Genomic DNA, 13579 nt, shown 5'->3' with positions numbered 1-13579 from the left:
GCCCGCGGCGGCGGGTCCGCAGCGCGACCGCGCCCGCGCCCGCGCCCGCCCCCGCGGCGGCGCCTGCGGCCGCCCCGGCCCAAGGCGGGAGCCCCAGCAGGGCGAGAGCCACCGCCCAGGAGACGAGGGCCGGCAGGACCAGCCGGAGGGAGTGCGCGGGGCCCGCCGTGCCCGCGGACGACCGCTCATGAGGACCCGGCCGCGGTGCCCGGCGGGAGCCGGGGCGGCGCTCCGCCGTCATACGCGGACCCTGTCCTTCATCTCGGCGTATTTCTTCTCGCCGATGCCGCTCACCTCGCGGAGCTGCCCGACGCTCCGGAACCCGCCGTGCCCGTCGCGGTATTCGGTGATGCGGCGGGCGAGCACCTCCCCGACACCCGGCAGCTGCTCCAGCTGCTCCGGAGTGGCGGTGTTGAGGTCGATGAGCGTGGCGGCCGGATCGGCCGGGGCCGGGGGTGCGGCGGCACCGGCGGGTCCGGCACCGGCGGGCCCGCCGGGCGGAGCGCCGATGACGATCTGCTCCCCGTCGACGAGCCTGCGGGCGAGGTTCAGCGGACCGGAGGAGGCCCCCTTGCGCACCCCGCCGGCGGCCTGGACCGCGTCGGTGACCCGGGAGCCGCCGGGCAGCGTGAAGACGCCCGGCCGGCGGACCTTCCCGGTGACGTGGACGGTGACGCCGGCGGCTCCGGCCGCTCCGGTGGCCTCAGTGACCCCGGTGGCGGCCGAGGGCCGCGGACCGGGTGCGGCCGCCTCGGTGAGGGAGGGACCGGAGACCGGTGCGGGCGGTGCGAGGGGCTCGGCCTCCGGCTGGGATCTCCAGGCGTAGACCCCTCCGGCGATGACCGCCGCCAGGGCGGCCAGGAGCAGCACGCGCACCCCGGGGCGGCCGGGGTCGAACTCCGGGCCGCGGGCGGCGACGGCCGTGCGGAGGGCGTCGAAGGAGGGTGGGACCGGCACGGCGCCCCTCCGGCCCTCGGCGGGACCTGTGGGGGCCTCCCCGGTGGGGGGTGCCGGGTCCGCGGGGGCCCCGGAGATCCCGTTGATCCTGGAGGCTCCGGTCCCGGGGGCACCGGGAGTCTCCGAGACCCCGGTCCCGGGCGACCCGGGGGACCCGAAGGCGCCGGGGACGCCGGACGTCCCCAGCGTCCGCAGCCGCGACTCCGCCCGGAACCGCTCGGTGAGCTCGTCTGCACGCACGCCCGGAACGCTAGGGCGCCGGCCCCGTCCGCCCGCCGCCCGGACCGCGTTCTGTGGACGGCCCGCTCGCGGGGACGGCTCCCTGTGGACGAGCCTCCCGCGCTGCGGGCCGTACGCGCGAGACCGGGACGCCCGCCGCGGCCCGCCCACACGCGGAGCCGGAGATCCCGCGGGTCAGGAGGCGGCGGGTGAGACCGTCACCCCGAGCATGCCCGGTCCCGAGTGGGCGCCGATCACCGCGCCCACCTCGACCACCGCCACCCGGGCGGCACCGGGGAGGCGCCGGGAGAGCCGCTCCGCGAGCGCCTCGGCGCGGGACGGAGAGGAGATGTGCTGGACGGCCGCCTCGACCGGGCCGTCCCCCGCGGCCCGGACCGCGAGGTCCTCCAGGCGGGCGATGGCCCGGGTCGAGGTGCGGACCTTCTCCAGGGGCGCGATCACACCGCCGTCGATGTGCAGCAGCGGCTTGATCATCAGGGCGGATCCCAGCCAGCTCGCCGCCGCGCCGATCCGTCCTCCCCTACGGAGGTAGTCCAGGGTGTCGAGGTAGAAGAACGTGCGGGTCGCCGCCATGCGGCGACGCGCGGCGCCGGCCACCGCCGCGCGGTCCGCCCCCCGCGCGGCCGCCTCGGCCGCGGCGAGGACCGGGAAGCCGAGCCCCAGGGCGACGGATCCGCTGTCGACGACCTCCACCGGGACCGGGGCCTCGCCCGCGGCCGCCCTGGCCGCCTCGACGGTGCCCGACATCTCGCCGGAGATGTGGATGGAGACCACGGCCCGCGCCCCCGCGGCCGCCGCCGCGGCGTAGGCGTCCGCGAAGCGCCGGGGCGCGGGCCTGGAGGTGGTGATCGGCGACCGCTCCCGGAACGCCCGGTGCAGCTCGGCCCGGTCCGCCCGCGCCGCGTCGTCGAAGGCCCGCCCGCCGATGACGACCTGGAGCGGCACCACGGTGATCCCCAGCCGGGCGGTCTCCTCCTGCGGGAGGTACGCGGTGGAGTCGGTGACGACGGCGACCGGTGACGGCATGCCCAGCAGGTTATCCCCCAGGAGATCGCATGATCGGGAGCGGCACCGGCGTCCCGGGCCGGAGTGCTACTGGACGGGGGTGCCGCCCCGCCAGACGCGGCGGGGCTTGAGTCCGAAGGCCCAGGCGAAGGCGCCCTCGTGGTCGGCGTCCCACTGGACGATGTCGGCCAGGCGGCCCGGGGCGAGGACGCCGCGGTCGGGGGCCCCGAGAACGGTGGCCCCGCCCAGGGTGGCCGCGCGCAGGGCGTCGCCGACGCTCATCCCGAAGGCCGCCACCGCGAGGCTGACCACCAGCGACATCGAGGTGATGCCGCAGTGGCCGGGGTTGTGGTCGCTGCCGAGTGCCACCGTGACCCCCTGGGCCAGCATGCGCCGGACGGGCGGCAGGCTGCCGTTCTGCAGCGCGGTGCCGGGGCAGAGCACGGCGGGCACGCCGTAGCGGGACAGGATCGCGATGTCCTCGTCGGAGGTGTGGTGGAGCAGGTCGGCGGAGGCGCATCCGAGCTCGGCGGCGAGCTGGACCGCGCCGCGGCGGCTGTAGGCGCCGGCGTGGATGCGCGGGAGCAGCCCGACGTTGCGGCCGGAGGCGAGCACCCAGCGGGCCTCCTCGGTGGTGAAGTGGCCCTCGTCGCAGTAGACGTCCACGCTGTCGGCCCCGGCCGCCGCGGCGTCGGCGCACCAGGCGCCCACGGCCTCGACGTAGTCGCGCTGCCGCCCGAAGTACTCCGGAGGGACGACGTGCGCGGCGAGGAAGGTGACGTGCACGCGCGGCATCATCGGCTCTTTCTCGAGCTCGCGCAGGAGCCGCACGTCGGCCAGCTCGCCGTCCCGGGTGAGGTGGTAGCCGGTCTTGGCCTCGACCGTGGTGGTGCCGCCGAGCAGCCAGTCGCGCAGGCGCTCGCGGACGCCGTTGCACAGGGTCCACGGGTCGGTCCCGCGGGTCACCGTGACGGTGGAGCCGATGCCGCCGCCGGCCGCGGTGATCGCCGACGGGGTGGAGCCGCCGGAGCGCATGGCCAGCTCGGCGTACCGGTTGCCGGCGTAGACCGGGTGGGTGTGGGCGTCGATCAGGCCGGGCGTGACGAGCGCGCCGCCCAGGTTCTCGACGTGGTCGACGTCGACGATGTCGTCCACCACGCCGGGCACGCTCTGCGGCAGGTCGGCGGCGCGGCCGACCCAGGCGATGCGGTCGTTGTGCACGAGGATCGCGGCGTTGCTGCAGACGTCGTTGCCGGTCCAGAGCCGGCCGATGTTGGTCAGGAGGCGGACCGTCATCGCATCACCGCCTTGTGCGCAGGGAAATGCACCGGAGCGAGGGGCGCCGTGCGGAACGGCGCGGGAACCCGCCCCGCACCGGGCCTGGCGCCCGCCGGGTCCGCTCCGGGTCCGGATGACATTCGGGGGTCTCCTGCTCTCATCCGCTCATATGTGCGGTGACAGTGCCGCCGGAGTCATGATCCGGCGGGTTCGGTTCAGTTACGTCATTTCACAGTTCGGCCTGCTGTACAGGCTAATTGGGAAGAACGCCGATTCGCCGAAACCGCCACCGGCCCGCCGGACCGGCGACCGCGGTCGGCGGCGACAGTGTTTCCGCAGCTCAGATCACATCTTCCCCACCCGTAACACCAGGCGGCGAACAGACCCGCACCCCAACATCTCGTCAGGTTTGCCCCATGGTAGCAACCCCGACCTTGACCGGCCACTGTCGTTATTATGGGTTTTTGTCCGCTTTTTGCCGCGCCCAGTTCCTCCCACACGACCGCCGGATTGCAACCGCTCTTGTTGAGCGGCGAGGCCGGATGTTTATACGCTTGGAAAAGCGCGGCCGCCGTGCCGGATGCCTGCGACGGGCGCGGCATCCGGCACGGCGGCCGGGTGGAAGGTGCGGCCGGAGGCCGGATCAGACGGTCTCGACCGGCTTGGCGGTCCTCTCCAGCTCCGCGAAGAGGGACCGCCGGACCCTGGCGTGCAGGATCGTGCCCTCCTCGGTGTGCTCGACGTCGATGACCTCGCCCTCCTGGTGGGCCCGCGAGACCAGGTCGCCCCGCTGGTACGGCACGAGCATGCGGACCTCCTGGTCGAAGCGCGGCAGTTCGCGCTCGATCACGGCCATCAGCTCGTCGACGCCGGCGCCGGTGCGCGCCGAGACGACGACGGTCCGCTTCTCCTGCGCGGCCAGCTGGGCCAGCACCACGGGGTCGGCGGCGTCGGACTTGTTGACGACGACGATCTCCGGGATGTCGCGGGCGCCCTCGATCTCGGAGAGGACCTCCCGCACGGCGGCGATCTGCGCCGCCGGGTCGGGGTGCGAGCCGTCGACCACGTGCAGGATCAGGTCGGCGTCGGCGACCTCCTCCAGCGTGGAGCGGAACGCCTCCACCAGCTGGTGCGGCAGGTGCCGGACGAACCCGACGGTGTCGGCCAGCGTGAACAGCCGCCCGTCCGGCGTGTGCGCCTTGCGGACGGTCGGGTCCAGGGTGGCGAAGAGGGCGTCCTCCACCAGGACGCCCGCCCCGGTCAGCCGGTTCAGCAGCGAGGACTTGCCCGCGTTGGTGTAGCCGGCGATGGCCACGGCCGGGATCTCGCGCTGCTGGCGCCGGGCGCGCATGGTCTCGCGCGCGGTGGTCATGCCGCCGATCTGACGGCGGAGCTTGGCCATCCGCTCGCGGATGCGGCGGCGGTCCAGCTCGATCTTGGTCTCACCGGGACCGCGGCCGCCGATGCCGACGCCGCCCGCGGCCCGTCCGCCGACCTGGCGGGACAGGTTGCCACCCCAGCCCCGCAGCCGCGGCAGCAGGTAGTTGAGCTGGGCGAGCTCGACCTGGGCCTTGCCCTCCCTGCTCTTGGCGTGCTGGGCGAAGATGTCGAGGATCAGCATGGTCCGGTCGATGACCTTGACCTTGACGACCTCCTCCAGCTGGCGCAGCTGGCCGGGGCTCAGCTCACCGTCGCAGATCACGGTGTCGGCGCCGGTGGCCGCGACGATGTCGGCCAGCTCCTGGGCCTTGCCCGAACCGATGTAGGTCGCCGTGTCGGGCTTCTGACGGCGCTGGATCAGACCTTCCAGCACCTGCGAGCCCGCCGTCTCGGCCAGGAGCTTGAGCTCCAGGAGGGAGTTCTCGGCGTCGGTCGCCGTCCCCGAGGTCCAGACGCCCACCAGGACGACCCTCTCGAGTCGCAGCTGACGGTATTCGACCTCGGTGACGTCCTCGAGCTCGGTGGAGAGCCCCGCCACCCGGCGCAGGGCCTGGCGCTCGGCCAGCTCCATCTCGCCGATCTCGGGCAGGTCGTCGAACTGGTCAAAGTCCAGCGACTCACGAGTGTCTATGTCGTTGCTCCATTCGGATGTCCGGGTTCGTGCGTGCCACGTGTCGTGCACATCTATGACAACGCCTGAACGCCTCAGATGTTTCCCCGCGATGGTGCCATGCGAACGCCGCCGGGCTCACCCGGTTATCCGTCCGCCGTCAGCGAAGCGGGCGGCCGCGCCGGCCCCGGCGCGTCAGCCGGGCAGGACCTTCGCGTCCCCGGCGCCGGTCGAGACCCTGACGGTCCGGGGCGCCGACGGGTCGTCCTGGACCTTCACCGTCTCGTCCCCGGCGCCCGACTCGGCGGTCACCCGGTAGGCGCCCTGCGGGAGCCGTACCGTGGCGTCGCCCGCGCCGGTCTCCACCTCGACCCGCTCGGGCGCGGCGGCGAACCCGGCCTCCACGTCGCCGGCCCCCGAGTCGGCGACGAACTCCTTGCCGGCCAGGCCGCTGGCGTCGATGTCGCCGGCGCCGGTGCCCGCCTCGACCCCTCCGGTGAGCGAGCGCAGCGTGACGTCGCCCGCGCCGCTCTGGACCTTGACCCGCACCCCCTTCGGGACCTCGACCTTGTAGTCCACGCTGCAGTGCACCAGGCCGAACCCGGTCGGGCACCGGTACTCCAGCGTGAGGGTGCCGCCCTCGACGCGGTGCTCGGTCTCGGGCTTGTCGTCGCTCCAGCGCAGGGTCTCGGTGACCTTGATCCCGCTCCGCCCGGACTCGCTCACCACGACGTCCCCCGCCTCCACGTCCATCGAGAGCACCAGCACCTTGTCGGGCACCTCGTAGGAGACGACGGTCTGCTGGGCTCCGGCGAGGGCATCGATGCCGCATCCGGACAGCACCAGCGCCGAGCCCGCGACCGCCCCCGCGGCGAGCACCTTCTTCTTCATGAGCCTGATCTCCGCCTTCCGGAGGCCTGCGCCCCCTCGACCACCGGTCCGCGCCCCGTCTGCGGCAGGGGCGCCGTGATCCGACTCTGGCCGATCCGGCCGCGTGATCCCATCCGGGAGACCCCGGAGGCGGCCCTGAGGACACCCCTGCCTTTGACCGGCAAGTGACCGTCCAGTAGCGTCGATTCCACAATTCAGAAGACGTTTTCCACCAGATGGAAAGGGAGCCCATGGACGGCGTTGAGATCACCGGCCCCGTGCTGGACCGGTTCGACCAGATCCTCACGCCGGAGGCGCTGGCCTTCGTCGCCACCCTCCAGCGCGAGTTCGGCGCCCGGCGCCTGGAGCTGCTGGCCGCCCGCCAGGCCCGGCAGGAGGAGCTGTCGGCCGGCGGCACCCTCGACTTCCTTCCCGAGACCAGGCACGTGCGCGAGTCCGAGTGGAAGGTCGCCCCGCCCGCGCCCGGCCTGGTGGACCGCCGGGTGGAGATCACCGGCCCGGTCGACCGGAAGATGACCATCAACGCGCTGAACTCCGGCGCCAAGGTCTGGCTGGCCGACTTCGAGGACGCCAACGCCCCCACCTGGGAGAACACCGTCAACGGCCAGCTCAACCTGCGGGACGCGCTGGACCGGACCATCGACTTCTCCACCGGCGGCAAGAGCTACACGCTCAAGCCCGACGAGGAGCTGGCCACCATCGTGGTCCGCCCGCGCGGCTGGCATCTGGAGGAGAAGCACCTCACCTGCGACGGCGCCCCGATGTCGGGCTCGCTCGTCGACTTCGGCCTCTACTTCTTCCACTGCGCCGAGCGGCAGCTCGCCAAGGGCAAGGGCCCCTACTTCTACCTGCCGAAGATGGAGTCGCACCTGGAGGCCCGCCTCTGGAACGACGTCTTCGTCCGCGCCCAGGAGCTGCTCGGCGTGCCGCGGGGCACGATCCGCGCGACCGTGCTGATCGAGACCTACCCGGCCGCCTTCGAGATGGAGGAGATCCTCTACGAGCTGCGCGAGCACTCGGCCGGGCTCAACGCGGGCCGCTGGGACTACCTGTTCAGCGTCATCAAGAAGTTCCGCACCCGCGGCCGGGAGTTCCTGCTGCCGGAGCGGAACGCGGTGACCATGACCGCGCCCTTCATGCGCGCCTACACCGAGCTGCTGGTCCGCACCTGCCACAAGCGCGGCGCCCACGCCATCGGCGGCATGGCGGCCTTCATCCCCTCCCGCCGCGACCCCGAGGTCAACGAGGTCGCCCTGGAGAAGGTCCGCGCCGACAAGACCCGCGAGTCCGGCGACGGTTTCGACGGCTCCTGGGTCGCCCACCCCGACCTGGTCCCGATCTGCCGCGAGGTCTTCGACGGCGTGCTCGGCGACAGGCCCAACCAGCTCGACCGGCTCCGCGAGGACGTCTCCGTCACCGCCGCCGACCTGCTCGCGGTCTCCAAGACCCCGGGCGACATCACCGAGGCCGGCCTGCGCAACAACGTGGACGTGGCGCTGCGCTACCTGGCCGCCTGGATGGGCGGGTCGGGCGCGGTGGCCATCCACAACCTGATGGAGGACGCCGCCACCGCCGAGATCTCCCGCTCCCAGATCTGGCAGTGGATCCACAACGACATCACGCTCGCCGACACCGGCGCCACCGTCACCAAGGAGCTCGTCGAGCGGATCATCGACGAGGAGCTGGCCAAGATCAAGGCCGAGCCGGGCTACGACGAGGACCTCTACGCCCAGGCCACCGCGCTGTTCAAGGAGGTGGCCCTGGACGACGACTTCGCCGAGTTCCTGACCCTGCCCGCGTATGCGCGCATGCCCTGACACGGGCACCGCGCAGACGGGGGACCGCCTCCCCGCCCGGGGAGCCCTCCGCCCGCGCGCGCGGGCACCGCGCAGACGGGGGACCGCCCCTTCCCGGGGACGGTCCCCCGCTCCGGCCCGTTCCCGTCCTCGCGCCCCGGCGCCGCCGCTCCCGTGCTGCGCGAGGATGGAAGGGGGGGCGTCTCCGGCGAACCGGGCGGTCCCGGCGGTCCGGCCCCTCCGCACCCCCACGGCCGCGTCAGGAGGAACCGCGTTGACGGACACGACACACGTGACGGCCGCGCTCGACGAGCCGGTCCGGCGGCTGGCGGCGGCCCTGCCGCCGGAGGCGGTCATCACCGACCCCGTGCGGCTGCGCACCTACGAGTGCGACGGCCTGACCCACCACCGGGCCGTGCCCGGCGTCGTCGTCCTGCCGGAGAGCGCCGAGCAGGTCGCCGCCGTGGTGCGGATCTGCAACACCTACGGCGTGCCGTTCGTGGCCCGCGGCGCGGGGACCGGCCTGTCCGGCGGCGCGCTCCCGCGGACCGACGGCGTGCTGATCGTCACCTCGCGGATGCGGCGCGTCCTGGAGGTCGACCTGCCGAACCGGCGGGCCGTGGTGGAGCCGGGGGTGACCAACCTGGCGATCACCGAGGCGGTCCGCCCGCACGGCTACTACTACGCGCCCGACCCCTCCAGCCGGCAGGTCTGCACGATCGGCGGGAACGTGGCGGAGAACTCCGGCGGCGCCCACTGCCTGAAGTACGGCTTCACGGTCAACCACGTGCTGGCCCTGGAGGTCGTCACCCCCGACGGCGACGTCGTCGCCCTGGACGCCGGCGACCCGGGCTACGACCTGCTGGGCGCGTTCGTCGGCTCGGAGGGCACGCTCGGCATCACCACCAAGGTCACCGTGCGGCTGCTGCGCGCGCCGGAGGCCGTGACCACGCTCCTGGCGGCGTTCGGGAGCATCGAGCAGGGCGGGCGGGCCGTCTCTGCGATCATCGGCGGCGGCATCGTCCCCGCGGCGATCGAGATGATGGACGCCCTGGCGATCGAGGCGGCCGAGGCCGCGGTGGCCTGCGCCTACCCGCCGGGCGCCGGGGCGGTCCTCATCGTGGAGCTGGACGGCCCGGCCGCCGAGGTCGCGCACCAGTTCGCCGAGGTGGAGCGCCTCTGCCGGGCCGCCGGCGCGTTCGAGCTGCGCACCGCCGACGACCCCGCGGAGCGGGCGGCGATCTGGAAGGGCCGCAGGTCGGCGTTCGCCGCGGTCGGCCGGATCAGCCCCGCCTACATCGTGCAGGACGGCGTGGTCCCCCGTACGGCGCTGCCCGGCGTCCTGGCCGGCATCGACCGCCTCTCGGCCGAGCACGGCATCCGGGTGGCCAACGTCTTCCACGCCGGCGACGGCAACCTGCACCCGCTGGTGCTCTTCGACGACGCCGAGCCGGGCGCGCAGGAGCGGGCCGCGGCGGTCTCCGGCCGCATCCTCGACCTGTGCGTCGAGCACGGCGGCTCCATCACCGGCGAGCACGGCGTCGGCGTGGACAAGGCCCGCTACATGCCGAAGATGTTCACCGACGACGATCTGGACACCATGCAACTCCTCCGCTGCGCCTTCGACCCCCGCGGCCTGGCCAACCCCGGCAAGGTCTTCCCCACCCCGCGCCTGTGCGGCGAGGTCCCGGGCGTGCGCAGGGGCGCGCACCCGCTGGTCGAGTCCGGCCGGGCGGAGCTGTTCTGATGGGCGCGCCGTACGGGACCGGCCCCGGGGTGCCGGAGGCGGGAGCGCGGGACGGGCGCGGTGCCGGCGCGCGAGACGACGGGCACGCGAGCGCGGCGCGCGAGGCGCTGCTCGCCACCGGCGTGGCGGTCCGGGACGCCACGCCCGGCGACGCCGTGGCCGGGGTCGTGCCCCGCTGGGTGGCCCTGCCCGCGAGCACCGAGGAGGTCGCGGCGCTGCTACGCGTCTCGGCCGCCCGCGACCTGGCCGTGGTCCCCTCCGGCGGCCGCACCAAGCTGCACTGGGGGCGCCCGCCCGAGCGCTGCGACCTGCTGGTCGACACCCGCCGCCTGAACGGCGTCCCGGAGCACGCCGCGGGCGACCTCGTGGTGCGGGCGCAGGCGGGTGTGACCATGGACGCCCTGGCCGGGCTCCTCGCCGCCCGCGGCCAGGAACTCGCCCTCGACCCCCTCCTGGCCGGCGCCACCGTCGGGGGCACGCTCGCCACCGCCGCCGCCGGGCCGCGCAGGCTCCGCCACGGCACCGCCCGCGACCTGCTGATCGGCGTCACCGTCGTGCTCGCGGACGGCACGGTCGCCCGCTCCGGCGGGAAGGTCGTCAAGAACGTCGCGGGCTACGACCTCGGCAAGCTGCTGACCGGCTCGTACGGCACGCTCGGCGTCATCACCGAGGCCGTCTTCCGGCTCCACCCGGTCCCGGCGGCCCGCCGTTGGCTCACCGCGGACCTGCCCGCCCCGGTGCCGTGCGCGCACGGCGCGCCGGACGGCGACGCGGCCGCGCGCCCCCGGACCCCGGGGGCCGCGGCCGCCGCCCCGGCGGCCTCGCAGGCCGAGCCGAGCGCGGTCGAGCTGGACTGGCGGGCCCCCGGCGGGACGTTCACGGTGGGCGCGCTGGTCGAGGGCGGCGCCGCCGAGGCCGTCGAGGCGCGGGCGCGGGCCGTACAGGACCTGCTGGGCGGGCCCGGGGCGTGCGCGTCCGCCGATCGGGCCCCCGGGTGGTGGGGCGCCCCGCCGGGTGAGGAGGTCCTGCTGGAACTGCGGGTCCCGCCCGCGGCGGTGGACCACGCCCTGCGGTCGGTCGCGGCGCACGGGCTGCCGGCCCGGGTACGGGGGGCGGCGGCCTCTGCGGTCCTGCACCTCGCCCTGCCCCCGGAGACCGGCGAGGCGGAGTTCGCGGCGTTCGTGACGGGCGTGCGCGGCGACGTCGGAGCGTCCGGCGGCCGGCTGACCGTGCTCGCCGCGCCGCCGGAGCTCACCCGGGCGGTGGACCCCTGGGGGCCGGTGGGCGCGCTGCCGCTGATGCGGCGGGTCAAGGAGCGGTTCGACCCCGGCCGGAGGCTCTCCCCCGGCCGGCTGGCGGAAGGCGTCTGAGGTGGATCCCGAACTGATCGGCGACTGCGTGCACTGCGGGTTCTGCCTGCCCGCCTGCCCGACCTACGTGCTGTGGGGCGAGGAGATGGACTCCCCCCGCGGCCGGATCCACCTGATGGGGCAGCACGTCGAGGGCACCCCCCTCACCCCCGAGATGGCCGGGCACTTCGACGCCTGCCTGGGCTGCATGGCGTGCGTGACGGCCTGCCCGTCCGGGGTGCGCTACGACCGGCTGATCGAGCGGACCCGGGCCGTGGTGGAGCGCGAGCACACCCGCGCGCCCACCGACCGGGCGGTGCGGGAGCTGGTCCTGCGGCTCTTCCCCTACCCCCGGCGGTTGCGGGCCCTGCGGCTGAGCGCCGGCCTGCGGCGGCGGGCCGCCCCCGCGCTGGAGCGGGTCAGCCCGCCCCTGGCCGCGATGGCCGGCCTCGCCCCCGACCCGGTGCGCCGGGTCCGGCTGCCGCGCCGGGTCCGGGCGGTCGGCAGGCGCCGCGCCACGGTGGGGATGCTCACCGGGTGCGTGCAGGGGGAGTTCTTCCCGCAGGTCAACGCGGCCACCGCCCGGGTGCTCGCGCTGGAGGGCTGCGAGGTGGTCATCCCACCCGCCCAGGGCTGCTGCGGCGCCCTGCCGCTCCACTCCGGCCGCCCCGAGCAGGCCGTCCGGCTCGCCCGGCGGACGGTCGCCGCCTTCGAGCGGGCGGGCGTGGACACGGTCGTGGTCAACGCCGCCGGCTGCGGCTCGGCCATGAAGGAGTACGCGGAGATCCTCGACGGCGAGTGGGCCGAGCGGGCCGCGGCGATCAGGGCCGTGGACCTGGCCGAGTATCTCGTCGAGCTCGGCCCGGCGGCCAGGCGGCACCCGCTCCCGCTCACCGCGGCCTACCACGACGCCTGCCACCTGGCCCACGCCCAGGGCGTCCGGTCCCAGCCCCGCGAGCTGCTGTCGGCGATCCCCGGCCTGGAGCTGAGGGAGGTCGCGGAGTCGTCGATCTGCTGCGGCTCCGCCGGGACCTACAACATCTTCCAGCCGGAGGCCGCCCGCGCGCTCGGCGACCGCAAGGCGGAGCGGGTGCTCGCCACCGGGGCCGACCTGCTGGTCTCGGCCAATCCCGGCTGCACCATGCAGATCACCGCGGCGGTCCGCCGCTCCGGCGCGGCCCCGATCCCGGTCGCCCACACCGCGCAGGTGCTGGACGCCTCCCTGCGGGGCCTGCGGGAGGTCGGATGAGCCGGCGGGCCGATCGGCACGGCGACGCCGCGGACGCGACCGGAGGGGGGAGGCAGGACGTGCGCGACGGCCGCGCGAACGGGACGGGCATGGGGACGGTGCAGTCCGTCGACCGGGCGCTGGACCTGCTGGAGGCGCTCGCCGGGCGGGGCGGCGAGGCCGGGATCTCCGAGCTGTCCGCCGCCACCGGCCTGCCGTACGGGACGATCCACCGGCTGCTGCGCACGCTGCTGGCCCGGGGGTACGTGCGACAGGAGTCCGACCGGCGCTACGCGCTGGGCGGCGCGCTGGTACGGCTCGGCGGCGTGGCCGAGCGCATGGTGGGCGCGTGGGCCCAGCCGTACCTGGAGAAGATGGTCGCGCTCTCCGGCGAGACGGCGAACCTGGCGGTGCTGGAGGGCGACTTCATCGTCTACGTCGCGCAGGTGCCCTCGCCCCGGCGGCTGCGGATGTTCGCCGAGGTGGGCAGGAGGGTGCTGCCGCACAGCACGGCGGTGGGCAAGGTCCTGCTGGCCGACCGGCCGGACGCCGAGGTGGCCGCGCTCGTCGAGCGGACCGGCATGCCCCGGCGGACCGCCAACACGATCACCGACCTGCCGGGCATGCTGGCCGAGCTGGCGCGGGTGCGGGAGCGGGGGTACGCCCTGGACCTGGGCGAGGAGGAGATCGGCGTGCACTGCCTGGCCGTGGGGGTGCGCGACGGCTCCCGCACGGTCGCCGCGATGTCGGTGTCCGGCCCGGCCGAGCGCATCGGCGCCCTGGACCGCCGGGAGCTCGCCGAGGGCATGCGGCGGATCGCCGGCGAGTTCGGCGCCGAGCTGGGCGGGCCCCTGTAGTCCCGCCGGGCCCGCCGGCCGTGCGGATCCGGCGGGCCGGCGGTGGGGCCGCCGTGGGGCGGCGGCCGGTCCGGGGCCGCGCAGGAAGGCCGCGCCGGAGGGAACCGGACGGCGCCGCGCGGCGGAGAAGGGGTGTGAGGGCGCGGACGCGCCCTGCGAAAGGACCCCTTCACGATGACTG

Annotated in this window: 11 protein-coding genes; 5 read left to right on the top strand and 6 right to left on the bottom strand. The window is 75.1% G+C overall.

Annotated features, from left to right (window positions below; translation table 11 throughout):
- The 6 genes from ABD823_RS23705 to ABD823_RS23680 all read right to left on the bottom strand — a co-directional run.
- Window positions 1-241, bottom strand: a 241-nt coding sequence (locus tag ABD823_RS23705; protein WP_344863131.1) for a hypothetical protein, incomplete at its 3' end; no start/stop codon positions are given.
- Window positions 238-957 carry a ComEA family DNA-binding protein gene (locus ABD823_RS23700; protein WP_344863130.1) on the bottom strand — a complete coding sequence of 240 codons (720 nt, stop codon included), beginning with the start codon at window positions 955-957 and terminating at the stop codon, window positions 238-240. The genes ABD823_RS23700 and ABD823_RS23705, both read right to left, overlap by 4 nt.
- 414 nt (window positions 958-1371) lie before the next feature.
- Complete coding sequence (locus ABD823_RS23695; RefSeq protein ID WP_344863129.1) at window positions 1372-2223, bottom strand: DegV family protein; 852 nt, start codon at window positions 2221-2223, stop codon at window positions 1372-1374.
- A gap of 66 nt (window positions 2224-2289) precedes the next feature.
- Window positions 2290-3498: an imidazolonepropionase gene (gene hutI, locus ABD823_RS23690; protein ID WP_344863128.1), complete on the bottom strand. Its 1209-nt coding sequence runs from the start codon at window positions 3496-3498 to the stop codon at window positions 2290-2292.
- A 625-nt stretch (window positions 3499-4123) separates the two neighbouring features.
- Window positions 4124-5491: a GTPase HflX gene (gene hflX, locus ABD823_RS23685; protein ID WP_344863133.1), complete on the bottom strand. Its 1368-nt coding sequence runs from the start codon at window positions 5489-5491 to the stop codon at window positions 4124-4126.
- A 234-nt stretch (window positions 5492-5725) separates the two neighbouring features.
- Complete coding sequence (locus ABD823_RS23680; protein WP_344863127.1) at window positions 5726-6421, bottom strand: DUF4097 family beta strand repeat-containing protein; 696 nt, start codon at window positions 6419-6421, stop codon at window positions 5726-5728.
- A gap of 230 nt (window positions 6422-6651) precedes the next feature.
- Between ABD823_RS23680 and aceB the strand changes: the two genes are divergently transcribed.
- From aceB to ABD823_RS23655, 5 genes are all read left to right on the top strand, one after another.
- Window positions 6652-8238, top strand: coding sequence for a malate synthase A (gene aceB / locus ABD823_RS23675; RefSeq protein WP_344863125.1), 1587 nt, complete (start codon window positions 6652-6654; stop codon window positions 8236-8238).
- 253 nt (window positions 8239-8491) lie between these two features.
- A complete protein-coding gene (locus ABD823_RS23670) occupies window positions 8492-9964 on the top strand; it encodes an FAD-linked oxidase C-terminal domain-containing protein (RefSeq protein WP_425566649.1) in 1473 nt (490 codons plus the stop codon).
- On the top strand, window positions 9964-11334 hold the full coding sequence (locus tag ABD823_RS23665; protein WP_344863121.1) for an FAD-binding oxidoreductase: 1371 nt from the start codon (window positions 9964-9966) through the stop codon (window positions 11332-11334). The genes ABD823_RS23670 and ABD823_RS23665 overlap by 1 nt, the downstream gene beginning before the upstream one ends.
- A 1-nt stretch (window position 11335) precedes the next feature.
- Window positions 11336-12562 carry a (Fe-S)-binding protein gene (locus tag ABD823_RS23660; protein ID WP_344863119.1) on the top strand — a complete coding sequence of 409 codons (1227 nt, stop codon included), beginning with the start codon at window positions 11336-11338 and terminating at the stop codon, window positions 12560-12562.
- Window positions 12559-13398: an IclR family transcriptional regulator gene (locus ABD823_RS23655; protein ID WP_344863117.1), complete on the top strand. Its 840-nt coding sequence runs from the start codon at window positions 12559-12561 to the stop codon at window positions 13396-13398. The genes ABD823_RS23660 and ABD823_RS23655 overlap by 4 nt, the downstream gene beginning before the upstream one ends.
- Window positions 13399-13579: the final 181 nt, after the last annotated feature.

It is taken from the genome of Planomonospora alba, assembly GCF_039534085.1.
In the GTDB taxonomy this organism is placed as follows: domain Bacteria; phylum Actinomycetota; class Actinomycetes; order Streptosporangiales; family Streptosporangiaceae; genus Planomonospora_B; species Planomonospora_B alba.
The sequence above is the reverse complement of the archived record's forward strand: the minus strand, read 5'-3'. Positions and strand labels throughout refer to the sequence as shown.